General features: G+C 71.8%; 16 protein-coding genes. 9 read left to right on the forward strand and 7 right to left on the reverse strand.

What is annotated here, in order from left to right; all coding sequences use genetic code 11:
• Positions 1-31 precede the first annotated feature (31 nt).
• The 4 genes from AC067N_RS07195 (at position 32) to AC067N_RS07210 (ending at position 3,243) form a co-directional block, all read left to right on the forward strand.
• Positions 32-1,417, forward strand: a complete 1,386-nt coding sequence (locus AC067N_RS07195) for an amino acid permease (protein WP_478677898.1) — start codon at positions 32-34, stop codon at positions 1,415-1,417.
• 148 nt (positions 1,418-1,565) lie between these two features.
• A complete protein-coding gene (locus tag AC067N_RS07200) occupies positions 1,566-2,207 on the forward strand; it encodes a superoxide dismutase (protein WP_478677899.1) in 642 nt (213 codons plus the stop codon).
• Positions 2,208-2,375: 168 nt separating this feature from the next.
• Complete coding sequence (locus AC067N_RS07205; protein ID WP_478677900.1) at positions 2,376-2,609, forward strand: hypothetical protein; 234 nt, start codon at positions 2,376-2,378, stop codon at positions 2,607-2,609.
• A 76-nt stretch (positions 2,610-2,685) separates the two neighbouring features.
• Positions 2,686-3,243 (forward strand): DUF4240 domain-containing protein, encoded by a 558-nt coding sequence (locus AC067N_RS07210; protein WP_478677901.1) that lies wholly within the window; start codon positions 2,686-2,688, stop codon positions 3,241-3,243.
• A gap of 57 nt (positions 3,244-3,300) precedes the next feature.
• On the opposite strand, the gene AC067N_RS07215 is transcribed toward AC067N_RS07210, so the two are convergent.
• Entirely contained in the window at positions 3,301-3,954 is a 654-nt protein-coding gene (locus AC067N_RS07215; protein ID WP_478677902.1) for a mycothiol-dependent nitroreductase Rv2466c family protein, read from the reverse strand.
• A 161-nt stretch (positions 3,955-4,115) separates the two neighbouring features.
• Between AC067N_RS07215 and pepN the strand changes: the two genes are divergently transcribed.
• Together pepN and AC067N_RS07225 are read left to right on the forward strand one after the other, a co-directional pair.
• A complete protein-coding gene (pepN, locus tag AC067N_RS07220) occupies positions 4,116-6,704 on the forward strand; it encodes an aminopeptidase N (RefSeq protein ID WP_478677903.1) in 2,589 nt (862 codons plus the stop codon).
• 356 nt (positions 6,705-7,060) lie between these two features.
• Positions 7,061-8,113, forward strand: a complete 1,053-nt coding sequence (locus tag AC067N_RS07225; protein ID WP_478677904.1) for a hypothetical protein — start codon at positions 7,061-7,063, stop codon at positions 8,111-8,113.
• Positions 8,114-8,231: 118 nt separating this feature from the next.
• Here AC067N_RS07225 and AC067N_RS07230 read toward each other — a convergent pair whose 3' ends face one another.
• The 3 genes from AC067N_RS07230 to AC067N_RS07240 all read right to left on the reverse strand — a co-directional run bounded on the left by AC067N_RS07230 (position 8,232) and on the right by AC067N_RS07240 (position 12,087).
• On the reverse strand, positions 8,232-9,371 hold the full coding sequence (locus tag AC067N_RS07230) for a serine hydrolase domain-containing protein (RefSeq protein ID WP_478677905.1): 1,140 nt from the start codon (positions 9,369-9,371) through the stop codon (positions 8,232-8,234).
• A gap of 93 nt (positions 9,372-9,464) precedes the next feature.
• Complete coding sequence (locus tag AC067N_RS07235) at positions 9,465-11,237, reverse strand: TIGR03767 family metallophosphoesterase (RefSeq protein WP_478677906.1); 1,773 nt, start codon at positions 11,235-11,237, stop codon at positions 9,465-9,467.
• A 388-nt stretch (positions 11,238-11,625) separates the two neighbouring features.
• The gene (locus AC067N_RS07240) at positions 11,626-12,087 is read right to left on the reverse strand and encodes an NUDIX hydrolase (RefSeq protein WP_478677907.1); all 462 of its coding nucleotides are present in this window, start codon (positions 12,085-12,087) and stop codon (positions 11,626-11,628) included.
• 324 nt (positions 12,088-12,411) lie between these two features.
• Here AC067N_RS07240 and AC067N_RS07245 point away from each other — a divergent pair, with 324 nt between their 5' ends.
• Together AC067N_RS07245 and AC067N_RS07250 are read left to right on the forward strand one after the other, a co-directional pair.
• Complete coding sequence (locus tag AC067N_RS07245; RefSeq protein ID WP_478677908.1) at positions 12,412-13,392, forward strand: LuxR C-terminal-related transcriptional regulator; 981 nt, start codon at positions 12,412-12,414, stop codon at positions 13,390-13,392.
• Between the two features lie 200 nt (positions 13,393-13,592).
• Positions 13,593-13,832, forward strand: a complete 240-nt coding sequence (locus AC067N_RS07250) for a hypothetical protein (RefSeq protein ID WP_478677909.1) — start codon at positions 13,593-13,595, stop codon at positions 13,830-13,832.
• Between the two features lie 152 nt (positions 13,833-13,984).
• Here AC067N_RS07250 and AC067N_RS07255 read toward each other — a convergent pair whose 3' ends face one another.
• Together AC067N_RS07255 and AC067N_RS07260 are read right to left on the reverse strand one after the other, a co-directional pair.
• The gene (locus tag AC067N_RS07255; RefSeq protein ID WP_478677910.1) at positions 13,985-14,989 is read right to left on the reverse strand and encodes a hypothetical protein; all 1,005 of its coding nucleotides are present in this window, start codon (positions 14,987-14,989) and stop codon (positions 13,985-13,987) included.
• Between the two features lies 1 nt (position 14,990).
• Positions 14,991-15,467, reverse strand: a complete 477-nt coding sequence (locus AC067N_RS07260) for an RNA polymerase sigma factor (RefSeq protein ID WP_478678287.1) — start codon at positions 15,465-15,467, stop codon at positions 14,991-14,993.
• Between the two features lie 507 nt (positions 15,468-15,974).
• Here AC067N_RS07260 and AC067N_RS07265 point away from each other — a divergent pair.
• Positions 15,975-16,991 (forward strand): aspartate-semialdehyde dehydrogenase, encoded by a 1,017-nt coding sequence (locus AC067N_RS07265; RefSeq protein ID WP_478677911.1) that lies wholly within the window; start codon positions 15,975-15,977, stop codon positions 16,989-16,991.
• Positions 16,992-17,159: 168 nt separating this feature from the next.
• On the opposite strand, the gene AC067N_RS07270 is transcribed toward AC067N_RS07265, so the two are convergent.
• A complete protein-coding gene (locus tag AC067N_RS07270) occupies positions 17,160-17,639 on the reverse strand; it encodes a DUF1203 domain-containing protein (RefSeq protein ID WP_478677912.1) in 480 nt (159 codons plus the stop codon).
• Positions 17,640-17,665 lie beyond the last annotated feature (26 nt).

A 17,665-nucleotide genomic window follows, 5' to 3' on the forward strand; every position in this document is an offset into this window, starting at 1 on the left:
TGCCCTCTCACGCATTGGACGAGCCGCGCCCATGCCCAGCAGCACCGTCAAGGCTCCACAGGAGCAGGACGCCTCCCTGTCCCACGGCCTCAAACAGCGCCACTTGTCGATGATCGCCCTCGGCGGGGTGATCGGCGCGGGGCTCTTCGTCGGTTCCGGGGCGGGAATCGCCGCCGCCGGTCCGTCGATCGTCCTCGCGTACGCCCTCTCCGGGCTCCTCGTGATGCTGGTGATGCGGATGCTCGGCGAGATGTCCGCCGCGTATCCCTCGTCGGGCTCCTTCTCGGCACACGCCGAACGCGCCGTCGGCCCGTGGGCGGGCTTCACCGCCGGCTGGTCGTTCTGGGTGCTGCTGTGCACCGCCGTCGGCCTGGAGGGCATCGGCGCCGCGAAGATCGTGACCGGGTGGCTGCCCGGGACGCCCGAGTGGGCCTGGGTCGCGCTGTTCATGCTGGTGTTCCTCGGCACCAACCTGGCGGCCGTGAAGAACTTCGGCGAGTTCGAGTTCTGGTTCGCCGCCCTGAAGGTCGGCGCGATCACCCTGTTCCTGGTGCTCGGCGTGCTGGCCGTGGCCGGGGTCCTCCCCGGCGGCGACACGCCCGGCCTCGCCAACCTCACCGGCGAGGGCGGCCTGCTGCCCAACGGCACGGACGGCCTCGTCGTCGGCCTGCTGGCCTCGATCTTCGCGTACGGCGGTCTGGAGACCGTGACGATCGCGGCGGCCGAGTCGGAGAACCCCGTGAAGGGCGTCGCGACCGCCGTCCGCACGGCGATGTGGCGCATCGCCGTCTTCTACATCGGCTCCATGGCCGTCATCGTGACGCTGGTCCCGTGGGACTCGAAGGCGGTCGTCGAGAAGGGCCCGTACGTCGCCGCCCTCGACCACATCGGCATCCCCGGCGCCGGACAACTGATGAACGTGGTGGTGTTCGTGGCGCTGCTGAGCGCGATGAACGCCAACATCTACGGCTCCTCGCGCATCGCGTACTCCCTGGTGGAGCGCGGGCAGGGTCCGAGGTTCCTCGGCCGGGTCTCGGGCGGGGTCCCCCGGGTCGCGGTGCTGGCCTCCAGCGTCTTCGGTTTCCTCTGCGTCGTGCTGAGCTACTGGCGGCCCGACGACGTCTTCGCCTGGCTGCTGAACATGATCGGCGCGGTGATCCTCGTCGTCTGGATCCTCATCGCCGTCTCGCAGTTGCTGCTGCGCCGCCGCATCGAACGCGAGGCCCCCGAGCGGCTCGTCGTCCGCATGTGGGCGTTCCCCTGGCTGACGTGGGTGGCGCTGGCCGGAATGGCGGCGGTGTTCGTCCTCATGGCACGGGAGCCGGAGACCCGGGTGCAGTTGTACGGGTCGGGCGGGATGACGGCGGTGCTGGCGGCCGTGGGGTACGGGTGGCAGCGGGCGCGCGCAGACCGCTGACGCGCCCTCGCCGACGCAGGGCCCTCGCACGGAGGACGGACGGTCCGGTGCGAGGGCCCTTTCGCGTGCCCGGGCACGCGACACCATCCTCTTGCTGTTAGCGTGCAGTTGCAAGTAAATTGCAATAAGAGGTCGGAGGGGACCCGCCATGCCCGTCTACACGCTTCCTGAACTGCCGTACGACTACGCGGCGCTCGCGCCCGTGATCAGCCCGGAGATCATCGAGCTGCACCACGACAAGCACCACGCGGCGTACGTGAAGGGGGCCAACGACACGCTGGAGCAGCTGGCGGAGGCGCGGGACAAGGAGTCGTGGGCGGCGATCAACGGCCTGGAGAAGAATCTGGCCTTCCATCTCTCCGGGCACATCCTGCACTCCGTCTACTGGCAGAACATGACGGGTGACGGCGGCGGCGAGCCGCTGGCCGTGGACGGGGTGGGCGAGCTGGCTGACGCGATCACCGAGTCGTTCGGGTCGTTCGCCGCCTTCAAAGCGCAGCTGTCGAAGGCGGCGGCGACGACGCAGGGCTCGGGCTGGGGTGTGCTGGCGTACGAGCCGCTGAGCGGGCGGCTGATCGTCGAGCAGGTCTACGACCACCAGGGCAACGTCGGGCAGGGGTCGACGCCGATCCTCGTCTTCGACGCCTGGGAGCACGCCTTCTACCTGCAGTACCGGAACCAGAAGGTCGACTTCATCGAGGCGATGTGGCAGGTCGTCAACTGGCAGGACGTGGCCAGGCGGTACGCCGCCGCGAAGTCCCGCGCGGACGTGTTGCTGCTGGCCCCCTGAGACGGGGTTCCCGGTCTCCTGCTCGTGATCGTCTTCTCACCGTTCACCGGGCAGGCGGAGGAAGGGAGGTCCCCCGCGAGGACGTGACTCGCGGGGGACCTCCTGCTTCGGGGGGTCTTTCGGCGCAGGCTCTTCCGTTAAAGGCGGTTTCAGCGCAATTCTTGGGGGATGGCGACGCCGAGACGACTGACCTGCCAGACCTGCCGCTCCGAGGAACCGCACGAGCCGCTGACCCCCAAGGAACGCGACTGGCTCCAGGGACAGCTGGGCAACCGGGTCCCGGACAACTACTACAAGTGCGTCAACAACCGCCCCGACGGCAGGGTCTGTCTCAACCTGCGCACCCACGGCAACGAGAAGCACTTCAGGCTGACCAAGCGCCTGCCCGACGACCTGGAGTGAGCCGTACGGAGTGAGCCGTCTGGAATGAGCCGCAGGTCAGGGCGCGTTGTCAGACCCCGCTGTCACTCTTCACCCCATGGACGTGAACGAGTTCTGGAGCATCGTCGACGAGGCGCGCCGCACGGCAGTCGCCCCCGAGGGGCCGGACGGCGCCGAGGCCGTCGCCGAGCGGGCCGCCGCGCTGCTGGCGGCCCGGCCGGCCGCCGAGATCGTGGCCGCGCAGCAGATCCTGTGGGACCTGCTGGGCGCGTCGTACCGCGCTCCCCTGTGGGCCGCGGCGTACACGATCAACGGCGGTTGCTCGGACGACGGCTTCGACTACTTCCGGGGCTGGCTCGTGCTCCAGGGCCGCGCGGTCTTCGAGCGTGCCGTCGCCGACCCCGACTCCCTCGCCGAGCTGCCCGTCATCCGGCGGGCGGCCGAGGAGTGGACCGAGGTCGAGTGCGAGAGCACGCTCGGGATCGCCTGGGACGCCCACCGCGAGGCCACCGGCGAGGACCTGCCCCCTGACAGCTTCCGCATCCGCTACCCGGAGCTGGACCCGTCCTGGGACTACGACTTCGGTGACTGGGCGGAGACGGAGCGCCGGCTGCCCCGGCTGACCGCCCTGTATGCCAAGCACCTGGCGCGGTGAAGGCGGCCCTGCCCCCCCGGCCGCGGTCGGGTCGGGGGCAGGTCCGGTCCGGTCCGGTCAGACCAGGTTGCTGAAGTCGGGGCCCTTGGTGCGGGTGCGCTTGATCTCGTAGAAACCCGGGACCGAGGCGACGAGGAGGGTGCCGTCCCAGAGCTTGGCGGCCTCCTCGCCCTGCGGGGCGGGGGTGACGACCGGGCCGAAGAAGGCGATCTGCCGGCCGTCGGGGCCGGGGACCGCGATGACGGGCGTGCCGACGTCCTGGCCGACCTTCTCGATGCCCTCCTTGTGGGAGGCGCGCAGCTGCGGCTCGTACGGGGTGGAGTCCCAGTGGTCCATCAGGGAGTCGGGCAGCCCGACCTCCTTCAGCGCCGCGGCGACGACCTCCTTGCCGGCGCCCTCGCCCTGGTTGTGGGCGCGCGTGCCGATCGCCGTGTAGAGGTCGCCGAGGACCTCGGCGCCGTGCTCCTCCTGGGCGGCTATGACCACGCGGACCGGGCCCCAGGCCTTGGTCTCCAGCAGCTCGCGGTATTCCTCGGGGAGTTCGTCCAGCTTGTTCTCGTTGAGGACCGCGAGGCTCATCAGATGCCAGCGCACCTCGATGTCCCGCACCTTCTCCACCTCCAGGACCCAACGCGAGGTCATCCACGCCCAGGGGCACAGGGGGTCGAACCAGAAGTCGACGGGAGTCTTGCCGGAGGTCTGCTCGGACATGGTTCTCCTCGGAAAGAGCAAGGTGCGGTGGTCGGTTTACAGCGCAACAACCCGCAACACCGGCGACCGCTCGCCTCATTCCCGGCTGCCGGGCGTCAGGAGCACATGGCAGGATCGGCCCTGTCCGCATACTGAACACCACCCCCGAGGGAGTGCCGCCCGTGCCCGGTGAGAATCTGTCCCGCGACGAGGCCCAGGAGCGGGCCGCGCTGCTGTCCGTCGACGGCTACGAGGTCTCCCTCGACCTGCGGTCCGCCGTCGGCGACCGGGGTGACGAACCGCGGACCTTCCGCTCGGTGACGACCATCCGCTTCCGGTGCGCCGACCCCGGCGCCACCAGCTTCGCCGACCTGGTCGCGCCGAGTGTGACGTCGGTCTCCCTCAACGGCAAGGACCTCGACCCCAGCGAGGTCTTCGACGGCTCCCGGATCGTCCTGGACGACCTGGCCGCCGAGAACGAGCTGGTGGTCGACGCCCAGTGCGCCTACTCGCGCACCGGCGAGGGCATGCACCGCTTCGTCGACCCGGAGGACGGCGAGGTCTACCTCTACACGCAGTACGAGCCCGCCGACTCCCGCCGGGTCTTCGCGGGCTTCGAGCAGCCGGACCTCAAGGCCCCGTTCCGCTTCGAGGTGCGGGCGCCCGAGGACTGGGTGGTGTGGAGCAACGGGGTCGGCGAGCGGACCGACGGGGTGTGGCGCTTCGCGGAGACCAAGCCGATCTCGACCTACATCACCGCCGTGGTCGCCGGCCCGTACCACTACGTCACCGACTCCTACGAGCGGGTCCTCGCGGACGGTACACGGCTGGAGATCCCCCTCGGCGCGATGTGCCGCAAGGGCCTCGCCCCCTACTTCGACTCCGACGACGTCTTCGCGATCACCAAGCAGGGTCTGGACTTCTTCCACGACCACTTCGACTACCCGTACCCGTTCGGGAAGTACGACCAGGCGTTCGTGCCCGAGTACAACCTCGGCGCGATGGAGAACCCCGGGCTCGTCACCTTCCGCGAGGAGTTCATCTTCCGCGGGAAGGTGACCCGGGCGTCGTACGAGCGGCGGGCCAACGTCATCCTGCACGAGATGGCGCACATGTGGTTCGGCGACCTCGTGACCATGGTGTGGTGGGACGACCTGTGGCTGAAGGAGTCCTTCGCGGACTTCATGGGCTCCTTCTCGATGGTCGAGGCCACCCGCTTCACCAACGGCTGGGTCACCTTCGCCAACAACCGCAAGTCCTGGGCGTACCGCGCCGACCAGCTGCCCTCCACCCACCCCGTCACGGCGGACATCCGTGACCTGGAGGACGCCAAGCTCAACTTCGACGGCATCACCTACGCCAAGGGCGCGTCCGTCCTGAAGCAGCTGGTGGCGTACGTGGGGCGCGAGGCGTTCCTGGAGGGCGCCCGCCGCTACTTCAAGCGCAACGCGTACGGCAACACCCGGCTCGGTGACCTGCTGTCGGTCCTGGAGGAGACCAGCGGCCGGGACATGGCGGCCTGGTCGCGGGCCTGGCTGGAGACGGCCGGGGTGAACTCCCTCACACCGCAGGTGCTGCTCGACGCCGAGGGCAGGATCGACGAGCTGGCCGTGGTGCAGGAGGCCGCAGAGTCCCACCCGGAGCTGCGGCCGCACCGGGTGGCGATCGGGCTGTACCGGCGCGGCGGCGACGGAGCGCTGGAGCGGTACGCGCGGGCCGAGGCGGACGTCGACGGGGCGCGCACGGTCGTGACCGAGCTGGCCGGGGCCGAGGCGCCGGAGCTGGTGCTGGTCAACGACGACGACCTCACGTACTGCAAGATCCGCTTCGACGCGGGGTCGCTGGACACGCTGCGGGCCGGGCTCGGTGACATCTCCGACCCGCTGGCGCGCGCGCTGTGCTGGTCGGCCCTGTGGAACCTCACCCGGGACGCGCTGCTCCCGGCGCGGGACTTCGTCGACCTGGTGCTGCGGTTCGCCGGCCGGGAGTCCGACATCGGCGTCCTGCAGATGCTGCACGCCTGGGCGAACTCGGCCCTCACCTTCTACGCGGCGCCCGAGTGGCGGGAGACCGGCGCCCGGCTGCTGGCGGAGGGTGCCCTGCGGGAGCTGCGGGCCGCCGAGCCCGGCAGCCAGCACCAGCTGACCTGGGCGCGGTTCTTCGCGGCGGTGGCGTCCGGCGAACCCGACCTCGGGGTGCTCCAGGGGCTGCTCGCCGGGACCGAGAAGGTCGACGGGCTGGAGGTCGACCAGGAGCTGCGGTGGGCGCTCCTGGAGCCGCTCGCGACCTACGGGGTGGCCGGTGAGGGGATCCTCGCGGCGGAGCTGGCCCGGGATGACACGGCGTCCGGCAAGCGGCACCAGGTGCGGTGCCTGGCGGCGCGGCCGTCGGCCGCGGTGAAGGCTCAGGCGTGGGCGTCGGTGGTGGAGTCGGACGTGCTGTCGAACGCGCTGGTGGAGGCGACCATCGCGGGGTTCGCGCGGCCGTCGCAGCGGGAGCTGGTGGCGCCCTACGCGGAGCGGTACTTCGAGGTGATCGAGCGGGTGTGGGCCGAGCGGTCCATCCAGATCGGGATGGATGTGGTGCGGGGGCTGTTCCCGTCACTGCAGGACTCCCCGGCGACCCTGGAGGCCACGGACGCCTGGCTCGCCGCCCACGAGGGAGCGGCGCCCGCGCTGCGCCGACTGGTGGTGGAGGCCCGCGACGACCTCGCGCGGGCACTGCGGGCGCAGGCGTGCGATGCGGAGGCGGGGACGGGGACCGCGGGGTAACCGCCGCCGCACCGCCTCGGTGTCTCGCACCCGGCTGCCGCCGCAGGGCGGGGCCGGGTGCCCCCACCGGCGCTTGCGGGATGCCGCCGCACCCGAACTCGCCCCCGGCCGGGCAGCCACATGCCGTCCGCCGTCGCCGTACGACGCCGTGTCTCCGAATTCATCGGCGTCAACTCCACTCCCCTGATTCCGCGTTACGAAATTCGGGTAGTCGGAGCCGTAACCTTTTCCGATCAGCGGGTGGACCAGCGACTATCGACAGTCGAACACATGTCCTTTAGTGCAGGGTTGTCCGGATTTGTCGACAGCTCTGTAACAGGGGTTCAGAGGCGCTGACAGCGCGGGAACCTCCGGTCATGAACCACAACACCCCGCTCTCCTCCCGCGCCCTCCGCCGGCTCACGGACGTGCACCGCCGCGTACTGACAGCCGCGCAGTTGCGCGCGCAGGGTGTCACCCCGGCCGAGACGAACGAGCAGTGCCGGCAAGGTGGTCCCTGGCAGCAGCTCCTGCCCGGCGTCTATCTGCTGCACCCCGGCCCGCCCACCTCCGAGGAGCGGCTGCACGCCGTCCTGTCGTACGCGGCCCGCACCCCGTTCCGCGAGGCGGCCACCGGCGTCCCGGCGCAGCCGAACGCCGAGGGCCCCCGCGCGACACCCCGCTACCCGGACGCCGTGATCACGGGCCTCGCGGCCCTGACGCTGCACGGTTTCTCGTCCACGCCCCCGCTGCTGTCCCTGGACACCATCGACGTCCTGGTCTCGCGCCTGCGCCGGCTGCGCACCGTCGGTTGCGCCCGCGTCATCCGCACCGCGACCGTACCGGCCCCGTCGTACGTGACCGGTCTGCCCGTGGCCCCCGTCCCGCGCGCCCTGGCCGACGCGGTGGCTGAACTGGCCGACGCGGACTCCGTACGCCGACTGCTGACGGAGGCGGTACGCGGTGGCCACGCGGAGCCGGCGGCGGTCGTGCGGGAGCTGACGCAGGCGCGGCTGCTTGACCGTCCCCATGTCGTGGAAGCGGTGGACTCGCTGCTCGCCGAGGGACGGGCGATCGCGGAGGACGATCTGTACCTGATGGTCAGGGAGTTCGGCCTGCCCGACCCGGTCTGGAACGTGGACCTCCGGCTCCCCGGCGGTCCGCACCTCGGCGGACTCGACGCGTACTGGCCGGAACAGGCCGTCGCGGTGGAGCTGGACACACGGACCCCGCGGCAGGAGGACGACGCGCTCCGGTCCGAGTACGCCCGCAAGCGCGAGACGCTGGAACGGCTCGGCATCACCGTCGTCCACATCACTCCCCGCAGGCTGAACGACGCCCTGGAGCAGCAGGCGGCGGTCGTCCGCACCGCGCTGATGGCGTCGTCCGACCGCGATCCGGCCGCGTACGTGGTGGTGCTTCCCCGGTAATCCGGGACCCCGCCCACACCGGGGCGGGTCCGCAGGAGGGGAGAGGAAGGGCCGCCGCTCACGGCGGCCCTTCCTTGTGTCCGGGGCCCCGCGCATGCCCCCTGCCGTGCCCGGCGGCCTACTTGCCGCAGAACTCCGCCTCCACGATCGCCTCGCTGTTCCCCGTCCAGTCGCTGTTCAGGTTGAAGGTGAGGGAGTGCCGGCCGTCGGGGGTGGTGACGGACTCGGAGAGGGAGCCGTGGATGCCGCCGCTGTGGCCCCACAGTCGCACGCCGCAGGAGAGCTTGTGCTCGATGAGGCCCAGGCCGTACCCGCCGAGTCCCTCGACGGAGGTCGTCGTCTTCATCGCGTCGAGCTGCTTCTTCGGCAGCAGCCGGCCACGCAGCAGCGCCGAGTAGAAGCGGTTCAGGTCGGCGGGGTTGGACACCAGTTCACCGGCGGCCCCCGCCACGGAGGGGTTGAGCTTCGTGACGTCGTACGTCCTGCCGTCCGCGGTCTCGGCGAGCTTGGAGTAGGCGCGGCTGTGCGGCCCCGGCAGGGTGGGGGCGGTGCCGGGCACCTTCGTGCCGCGCAGACCGAGGGGTTGGATGATGCGGTCGCGGACCTCGTCGCCGTACGGGTTGCCCGTCACCTTCTCGATCACCAGTCCGGCGAGCAGGTAGTTGGTGTTGGAGTAGTTCCACGACGTCCCGGGCGCGAAGTCCGGTTTGTGCTTCATGGCGACGGCGATCAGCTGCCGAGGCGTCCAGGTGCGGTAGCGGTTCTTGAGGAAGCCCTCCGCGAGGAAGGCGTCCCGGCGCAACCGCTCGTCGGATGTGTAGTCGAAGATCCCGCTGGTGTGGTTGAGGAGCTGCCGGACCGTCACCCGGCGGCCGTCGTGGCCGTTGCCGCGGACCAGGCCGGGCAGCCACCTGTCCACCTTGTCGTCCAGGGACAGCCTGCCCTCGGCTTCCAACTGGAGCAGGACCGTCGCCACGAAGGTCTTCGTGATGCTGCCCGCGCGGAAGCGGTCCTGGGCACTGCGCGGCCGGCCCGTCCTCAGGTCGCCCACGCCCGCCGTCGCCTTCCACACGCCGTGGGCGTCCTTCGCCTGGAGGGCGATGCCCACGACGCCGTCCTTCACATTGGCGTCCATCGCCGCGCGGGTCGCGCCGTGGCCGCCTCTCGCGGAGGCGGGCTCGGCCGCCGCCACCGGGGCGGCGAGCGCCACCGCCGCGACCACCGCGGTCGCCGCCACCAGACCCGTACGTACTGTCATCGTTCCCCCTGTGTCCGAGAAGATCATCCGGTCACGGAGGAGGACCACGGCGATCCGGCCGGGGTTGACAGCCGCACTCGCGTTGAGCGGATTTCAGCCCTTCCGGAGTACCAGCTCGGCATTGCGGTCACCTGGGGTTCCGGTGAGGGTGTCACGGCGGCCCGGCGCGTTGAACGACAGCTCGCGGTACAGGGCCGCCAGCCCGGTCTGGCTGAGGTCCGTGAAGCTGGTGGAGTGCGGGGCGGCCGACTCGATCAGGGTCGTGAACAGGGAGATCGTGCCGTCCTTGTTGTCCACCAGCTCGATCACCCGCGCCAGCTGGGGGAAGTCGATGTGGGAGGCGGTCGAGATCTCCCAGAACGAGCCGCCGCCGGCGTACCGGTGCGGGGTGATGCGGTTGCGGTGGCTGTGGCCGTTGACCCAGGCCAGGACGTTGCGGTGGCGGCCCAGGAGGGCCAGCACCTCGTCGCCGCCGTGCCGGGCCTCCTTCGGGCGGGAGGGGTCCTTGCGGAGGTTGCGCATGGTCCTGCTGGTGTGGTGGCTGAAGACCACGGCGTAGGTGCCCTTCCTGCCGTGCTCCTTCAGCGTCCGTTCCAGCCACTTCAGTTGGGCCGTGCCGAGCGAGCCCTCGTAGTGGCCGCCGGGATCGGTGGAGTCGAGGCTGATTCCGATGACGTCGTCGGCGATCCGGAAGACGTAGTACTGGGTGCGGGCGTCGAGGTTGGCCTGCGAGTAGCCGTGACCGACGGGCCCGGCGCCGGTGCGGGCCGGGTCGAGGTGGGCCTTCAGGTACTCCAGGGGCGTGAAGGGTGCCCGCCCCTCGTCCGGGGTGACCGAACGCATCCTCTTCGCCTGGGACTTGAGCACGGCCTTCCAGTCGGCTCCGCGAGGGTCGCCGCCGCTCCTCACGTTGTCCCAGAGGGCCTTGCCGACCTGCTCGTCCAGGGTCATCAGCTTCCTGCCGCCGACCGCGAAGTCGGCGAAGAAGGAGTCGCCGGGCGCGTAGCAGCCGCCGGGGAGTGAATCGTGGTTGCCGACCGTGGAATACCAGGGGACGTTCAGGCCGGGGCTGTTGACCTCACGGATCGCGGCGGCGAGGAAGCCGTTCAGACGGGGGAAGCCGAGCTTCTTGTCGGCGTCGCGAAGGGTGGAGTCCGGCTGCCAGTACAGCTTGAGGCCGCTGTCCTGGACGCCCTCGTAGCGGCGCGGGTCACCGGAGTTGGGGGTGACACGGCCACCGCTCATCACCTTCAGGAACCAGTCCAGTTCCGTCCTGGAGTTGTTGTCGGTGTTGTCGCCGGTCGTCATCACGAAGTGCAGCGGCGAGCCGGTGACGGGGGCGCCCCGCAGCGAGTTGACCCGCTCGACCAGCGAGACCGCCCCGGCCACGGAGAGGGCCTCCTGCGGACGCCAGGCGCTGGCGGTCTGGGCCCGCAGATACTCGTAGCGCAGCGGGTGCTGCACGTCGACGACATGCAGATCGGTGAACTGGACGAAGGAAGCGAGAGCCGTACGGCGCTTCTCCCGGCCGGACTTGGGCGTCGCGAGGTCGGAGCGCACGACCCGCTTCCAGGCGGGTCCGTCGCCGAGCCGGCGGTATCCGGAGGCGTTGCGCGGCGCCGCGACCGAGGCGAGGGTGGTGCCCCGTGTGTACGGCGCGAGCGGGGCGGCCGGGGCCTTTCGGTTGGAGAGGTTCGCCAGGGGGACCTCGGTGGCGTTCTCGGCGGCAGCGGCGGCGTGGGCGTCCGTCTCCGGCCGCAGGGCGATCCCGATGCCCGCCGAGAGGCCGACCGCGCCGGTGGCGGCGAGAAAGGCGCGGCGGTCAGGGTTGGTGGCGGCGGCAGCGACTGAGCGTATGCGCGACATGGCGCGGTCTCCCCGAGTGCGAACGCGTCGGCAGTGGTCGCGGGGCCGCTCCGCGGTGGGGGCCGGAGTGGGGTTCCCGCTCGTACTGAATGCTTGGCAGCCGGGGTGACCTGGACGTTAACGAGGTGGCAACGGGCGGCGCCGATCACCGTACGTGGATCTTCGCGAGCGCCGGGTGTTCGTCGGGGGTTGCCGAAGGTAAGGGCAACCGAGGGGAAGTGGTCACTCCTCGTTCATGTGAGGGGGTAGGGCATGTATTCGCCGCGCGGGCTCGCCTGGTCGGGTGCCTCCAGGTGCGTCGTGTCTCGTCGGGCGGCTCCCCGCGCAACTAAGGGTTGTCCCGTAATTCCCCGGCGGGCGCGCGACGCCCGGGATTACGGGACGACCCTTAGAAGGCGACCGGCGGTTCCAAGTGGCCGTTGGGCGGGCGCTCCTGCCACAGGGTCAGGCCCACGTCCACCAGACCGACCCGGTCCAGGTTCGGGACCTCCTCCAGGGGGTGCCACGCGGCCATGTCCGTCGAGCCGTTGGTCTCGTGGCGCAGGGTGCCGCCCGTCACGCGGGCCTCGTAGACGAGGCGGAGACTGTGGAAGGCGGCGCGGGAGCCCAGGCGCCGGGAGCGGTCCTCGGTGACGGAGTCGACGCCGAGGAGGGCGGTCGGCTCGACGGTGTAGCCGGTTTCCTCGTCGGCCTCGCGGATGACGGTGTCGTAGGGGTCCTCACCGTGGTCCATGCCGCCGCCGGGGAGGGTCCAGCTCCTGGTGCCGTCCCGGGCGACCCAGCGGGCCAGCAGCATCTGTCCGTCCCGTACGCACACGGCGTAGGCCGCCACCCTCAAGTCCTCGCGCATGAGGAGACGTTACTCAACGGATGCGGAGAGGGGGCGGGTGCTCCCCACGTGGCACCCGCCCCTGGCGACGGGGGGGCGCTCGGCGCGACGGCCCGTCCCCCCGTTGGACGGGCCGCCGCACATCAGTGCGTTGCGCCCCTTGATCTTCGGCCGGGTCCCCACCGGAACGCCAGGGGCGAAGCATGGCCGCAAAGCGCCATGGCACCGTCGTGCCTGCCCTGTAGCCTTCGCCACAAGACCCCAGATCCACCGCGAAATCGGCATGGATCGAACTAGGATTCCACTCCGGGGGATGAGGGGGTGAGGAGGGCGAAAGGGCCGACCGTGCTGGACGAATTCCTGGAAGCGGACACCGAGGCCGTCCGCGTCTACCGGAGTCTGCTCACCAACCCGGCCTGGACCCTCCACGACGTCCAGCGGCACACCGGCCTCACCGAGGACGAGGTGCGGGCGGCCGTGGACCGGCTCGCGGACCTCTCCCTGCTGAGCCCGGTCACGGACACGACGTTCCTGCCGATGAACCCCGAGACGATCCTCGGGCCGGCGCTGCGCCGCCGTGAGGCCGAACTCGACTCCCAGCGGGCGCATCTGTCACGGCATCAGGCGGTGGTGGCCGAATTCACCAAGGAGTACGCCGCGTTGGGGCTGCGGCACACCGGGGGCGCCGAGCATCTGGTCGGCGTGAACGCGGTCCGCGCCCGGCTGGAGCAGCTGTCACGGGACGCGGTGCAGGAGGTCTGTACCTTCACACCGGGCGGCGCCGTGAGCGCGGCCGGCCTGGAGTCGGCCCGCCCCCTGGACCAGGAGTCCTTCGACCGGGGCGTGCGGATGCGCTCCGTCTACCTCGACAGCGTCCGCAACGACCAGCCCACCTCGGACTACGCGACCTGGCTCACCTCCATGGGCGGACAGGTGCGCACCGTGCCCGCCCTTCCGATGCGGATGATCATCTGCGATCGTGAGGTCGCGGTCGTGCCGGTGAACGCCGAGGACAGCCGCCAGGGCGCGCTCGTCGTCCGCTACCAGGGCGTCGTGCAGGCCCTCGCCGAGCTGTTCGAGCTGGTCTGGGCGCAGGGCGTGCCCCTGGGCGCGGAGGCCCCGGCCGCGGTGGGCGACGGGGCGAGCGAACGCGACCGGGTGCTGCTGAAGCTGCTGTCCGAGGGGATGACCGACCAGGGGATCGCCCGCAAGCTGGGGCTGTCCGTGCGTACGATCAGACGGCTGATGTCCGACCTCATGAAGCGGTTGGACGCGCAGAGCCGGTTCGAGGCGGGCGCGGAGGCGGTACGGCGGGGCTGGCTGTAGCGCCGGCGAGAGGGCGGACCGGGCACCGCGACGCCACGGGATACGCCGGAAGGGCTCTAATCGCCGACGTGGTGGCCCCGTCCTGCCATGGCCGCAAGCGGCCATCGTGAGCACCTGCGTTTCGGACTCCGATCAACCATGATCGGTCATGGCTCTTCACAGAGCCCTCACCTGTAGCCCCTCACGAAAGAGGAACGGTTGTGCATTCCTCGACGCGCTCCCGGCGCATCGGTGTCCTCGCCCTCCTCGGTCTGGGTTCCGCCGCGGCGGCCCTCGTCCTCGGCACCGCCGTGGACGCCCCGGCGGGCACGCGGCTGGCCGCGGACGACGCCGTGACGGAGGTCGTCGTGCCGGCCAAGTCGGCCAAGGGCGGCGGCGTGCAGCCCGGGGTGGTCGTTCCCGGCCACAAGGAGACCTGGACCTGGGACGACCAGGACTGACCGGCCCGCCGGTCCCCCTCGTCGTACACCAGGCTGGAAGGCACCCCGGGATCCGGAGGATCCGGTCCGGGGTGCCCGGCGGTGCCGTCGCCGCTCAGGCCCGCCGGAATACGGCCCGCCGGTTGTCCGGCGGGCCGTATTCGTGCGCGCCCTCACTCACATGTCACGCCCTGCGCACCCGGCAGCGCGTCCTCGATCCAGGCCCGGTCCCGGGCGATGTCGGCCGGGTCCGTGGTCCACAGGTCCGGTTCGGCGCCGTCGCGCGGGATGCCGACGAGGACGCGGTCGCCCTCCCTCAGAGCGGGGTCGGCGTCCTGGTACATGGGGAAGACGATCTCCTTCCCGCCCTTGTCCGGCTTGTAGTAGCGGTCGACGTCGAGGGTGACGCGGTCCCGCTCGGTGCCGGGGACGGGTTCGACGGAGACGACGGTGCCCTCCACGATGAGGCGGGCGCAGGAGACGTAGCCCTGGCGGCTGACCTTGCCGTCGCTGTCGCTGTTGCCCCCGCTCTGCGGGGCGTCGTGCAGGCCGCTGTCCTTCTGGCCGGCGGCGCTGCTGGACTCGTCCGACGAGTTCCCGGCACCCGACTGGACGACGACGGCGCCCAGGCCCACGGCGACGGTCGCGGCGGCCGCGGCGGCGAGGGCGCCGAAGGCGACGGTCAGGGCCCGGCGGTGCCTCCGGGGGCGGGCCGGCCACGTCGGCAGGGGCCTCACCGGCGCGACGGGGGCCGTCTCGGGCTCGGGCTGCCGCCCGGCGACCGTCTCGGCACCGGCCGCGTCCCCCGGCCGCGCGGCCACGGGTCGCCCCGGCGGCGCGCCGGTCTCCGCCTCCCGGGTGCCCGCACCGGTTTCGGGCCCGGCCAGGGCGTCGCCGATCAGTCCCAGCTGCTCGCGCAGCAGCGCCACATCGGCGGCCGCCGCCCGCCGGGCGGCCATGAACTCGCCGTCGGCGAGCGCCTCCTCCGGCAGCGGCTCGTCGAGGAGCGCGGCCATCAGGGCGTCCACACCGCCGTACTCGGTGCCTTCGAACACGGCTCCCTGGGCATCGGCTCCCCCGGCATCGACGCCCTCGGCCGAGACGCCCTCGAACGCGAGATCCTCGAACATGACGTCGTCGGGTTCGGTGTCGTGCCGGTTGTTGTCCCGGGCGGCCATGTCACACCACCTCGTCCTCGTGCAGGCGGGCGCGCAGGGCGCGGACCGCTGAGTGGAGCCTGCTCTTGACCGTGCCCTCGGGGACGCCGAGCTCGTCGGCGATGTCCCGTACCGGCAGGTCGGCGTAGAAACGCAGGACGAGAACCTGACGCTGGGCGTCGGGCAGCTCGTCCAGGCCGCGGGTGACGGCGAGCGAGAGCACGCTGGAGTCCTCGCCGGAGGGGTGCTCCAGCTGACGCAGCGAGGCCAGGCGCTCGCCGAGGCGCTCCTGGCGGCGCTTGGCACGGTGCCAGTCCATCGCCAGGTTGGAGGCGACCACCGCGGCCCACGCGGACACGTCCCGCGGTGCCTCACGGCCGCTCGCGGCCCGTTCCAGCAGCCGCAGCCGCACCTGCTGCACCCCGTCCGGCAGGTCCGACTGCGGCACCCCGCCGAGCGCGAGCACCGCGCGCACCCGCCGCTCCTGGGCCGCGTCCAGCGGATCCGCCCCCGTGTCCCCCGCTGCCGCCGGGCCCGCGACGGCGGCCGGCGGTTCACCCCCGCCGCCCGTGGCCCCCGTGGCCGACCGGCCGCCGGCCACCCGCAGCGGATCGTCCACCTCCTGGACGCGGCGCGTCTTCCTGCGCAGCACAGCCACCCCTCCCCTCCCGCGTTTCCCCTACGACGCCGGGGCGGGCCGAAACGTTCGGAGCGTGTCCCGACTTCCCCCCGCGCCGCAGAGGCGTACGTCACACCTTCGCGTGCGTGCGGGGCGGGCGGGCAGGGGGAAGGCAGCACAGCTTGCGGCGCCGAGCCCCCGCAGGGCGAATATCTCCAGCTCAGACGGGGTGGCGACCAAAGAACCGGATACGGTGTCGCCGTCCCCGGTGTCCCATGGTGCGAGCGGCGCGGTCAAAGGATTGGACAGGCGGACCGGGGCTCACCGCATGATGGAAATGCCTCGGTCATGCTGCAGACACAGACAAGCCACGTAAAAGGAGTCACCGTGAGGGTCGGAATCGTCGGAGCCACCGGTCAGGTCGGCACGGTCATGCGCAGGATCCTCACGGAGCGGAACTTCCCGACGGACGAGCTGCGGCTGTTCGCCTCCGCCCGCTCGGCCGGTTCGGTCATCGACGGGGTGACCGTGGAGGACGCGGCGACCGCCGACTACTCCGGCCTCGACATCGTGCTCTTCTCCGCCGGTGGCGCGACCTCCCGCGCGCTGGCCGAGAAGGTGGCCTCCCAGGGCGCGGTCGTCATCGACAACTCCTCCGCGTGGCGCCGCGACCCCGAGGTGCCGCTGGTGGTCTCCGAGGTGAACCCGCACGCGATCGCCGACCGCCCCAAGGGCATCATCGCCAACCCGAACTGCACGACGATGGCCGCGATGCCGGTCCTGCGTCCGCTGCACGAGGAGGCGGGCCTGGAGGCGCTGGTGGTCGCCACCTACCAGGCGGTGTCCGGCTCCGGTCTCGCGGGCGTCGCCGAGCTGCACGGCCAGGTCCAGAAGGTCGTCGCCGACGCGGACAAGCTGACCCACGACGGCGCGGCGGTCGACTTCCCCGAGCCGCAGGTCTACCAGCGCCCCATCGCCTTCAACGTGGTCCCGCTCGCCGGCTCCGTCGTCGACGACGGCCTGAACGAGACCGACGAGGAGCAGAAGCTCCGCCACGAGTCCCGCAAGATCCTGGAGATCCCCGGTCTCAAGGTCTCCGGCACCTGCGTCCGCGTCCCGGTGTTCTCCGGGCACTCCCTCCAGGTCAACGCCCGCTTCGCGCGTCCGATCTCCGTGGAGCGCGCGACCGAGCTGCTCGCCGGCGCGCCGGGGGTCGCCCTCTCCGACATCCCGACCCCCCTCCAGGCCGCCGGCCAGGACCCCTCCTACGTGGGCCGCATCCGCGCCGACGAGACCGTCGAGCACGGCCTGGCCCTCTTCGTCTCCAACGACAACCTGCGCAAGGGCGCCGCGCTGAACGCCGTCCAGATCGCCGAGCTGGTGGCGGCGGAGCTGAAGGGCTGACACGGCAGCCACCCGGCCGCGCCCGCCGCCGGGCGGGCCGTGCCTCCACGCCGACGGGGCGGTCACTCCACGGGGAGTGACCGCCCCGTCGCGTGCCGGGCGCGGGGTCCGGCACGGGCGGGGTCCGGCCGATCCGGCGCGGTCGTGTTCCCGGCACGGCACCCGCGCTCAGGGCCGCCGCACCTCGTACAGGAAGCAGCCGTACTCGACGGCCCGGACGTGGACGAGGGCAACCTCGGGGTCCGCGAAGGCCTCGGTGAGGGCCGTCGCATGGTCCGCGGGCTCCTCGACGAGCCGTCCGCCGAGGATGCGGCCGTCGGCGGCGTAGCGGCGGAGGACGCGGTGGCTGTTCGTGAACGGCAGCCGGTCGTCGCCGGCCGGTCCGGGGCACTCCTCGGCGTGGATGAACACGGGGCCCTGCTCGTCGTAGGCGCCCGGGTCGACGCCGGTGGCGGCGGCCCAGCGGCGCAGCGGCGCGTAGGACACGAGAGCGATCGGCTCACCCGGCCGGCCGTGCCGCAGACAGCAGCGCAGCGGGGCGCCGCCCGCGGTGTCGGTGACGGCTGTCGGGGGCCGGCCGGCGTCGTCCGCCGTCCGCAGCTGCCGCAGGGTGAGGGCGTCCAGGGGGCGCGCGATGTGGGTCGTCATGCCCCTCAGCGTGGTGCGTGCCGCGC

The organism is Streptomyces sp. NPDC042364 (assembly GCF_056437585.1).

What these genes read in the sequence shown, in the direction of transcription:
- AC067N_RS07270 (WP_478677912.1), bottom strand. Translation starts at nt 17,639, where the DNA reads ATGACGACCCACATCGCGCGCCCCCTGGACGCCCTCACCCTGCGGCAG.
- AC067N_RS07195 (WP_478677898.1), top strand. Translation starts at nt 32, where the DNA reads ATGCCCAGCAGCACCGTCAAGGCTCCACAGGAGCAGGACGCCTCCCTG.
- AC067N_RS07230 (WP_478677905.1), bottom strand. Translation starts at nt 9,371, where the DNA reads ATGACAGTACGTACGGGTCTGGTGGCGGCGACCGCGGTGGTCGCGGCG.
- AC067N_RS07215 (WP_478677902.1), bottom strand. Translation starts at nt 3,954, where the DNA reads ATGTCCGAGCAGACCTCCGGCAAGACTCCCGTCGACTTCTGGTTCGAC.
- AC067N_RS07200 (WP_478677899.1), top strand. Translation starts at nt 1,566, where the DNA reads ATGCCCGTCTACACGCTTCCTGAACTGCCGTACGACTACGCGGCGCTC.
- AC067N_RS07225 (WP_478677904.1), top strand. Translation starts at nt 7,061, where the DNA reads ATGAACCACAACACCCCGCTCTCCTCCCGCGCCCTCCGCCGGCTCACG.
- AC067N_RS07240 (WP_478677907.1), bottom strand. Translation starts at nt 12,087, where the DNA reads ATGCGCGAGGACTTGAGGGTGGCGGCCTACGCCGTGTGCGTACGGGAC.
- AC067N_RS07235 (WP_478677906.1), bottom strand. Translation starts at nt 11,237, where the DNA reads ATGTCGCGCATACGCTCAGTCGCTGCCGCCGCCACCAACCCTGACCGC.
- AC067N_RS07255 (WP_478677910.1), bottom strand. Translation starts at nt 14,989, where the DNA reads ATGGCCGCCCGGGACAACAACCGGCACGACACCGAACCCGACGACGTC.
- AC067N_RS07205 (WP_478677900.1), top strand. Translation starts at nt 2,376, where the DNA reads ATGGCGACGCCGAGACGACTGACCTGCCAGACCTGCCGCTCCGAGGAA.
- AC067N_RS07210 (WP_478677901.1), top strand. Translation starts at nt 2,686, where the DNA reads ATGGACGTGAACGAGTTCTGGAGCATCGTCGACGAGGCGCGCCGCACG.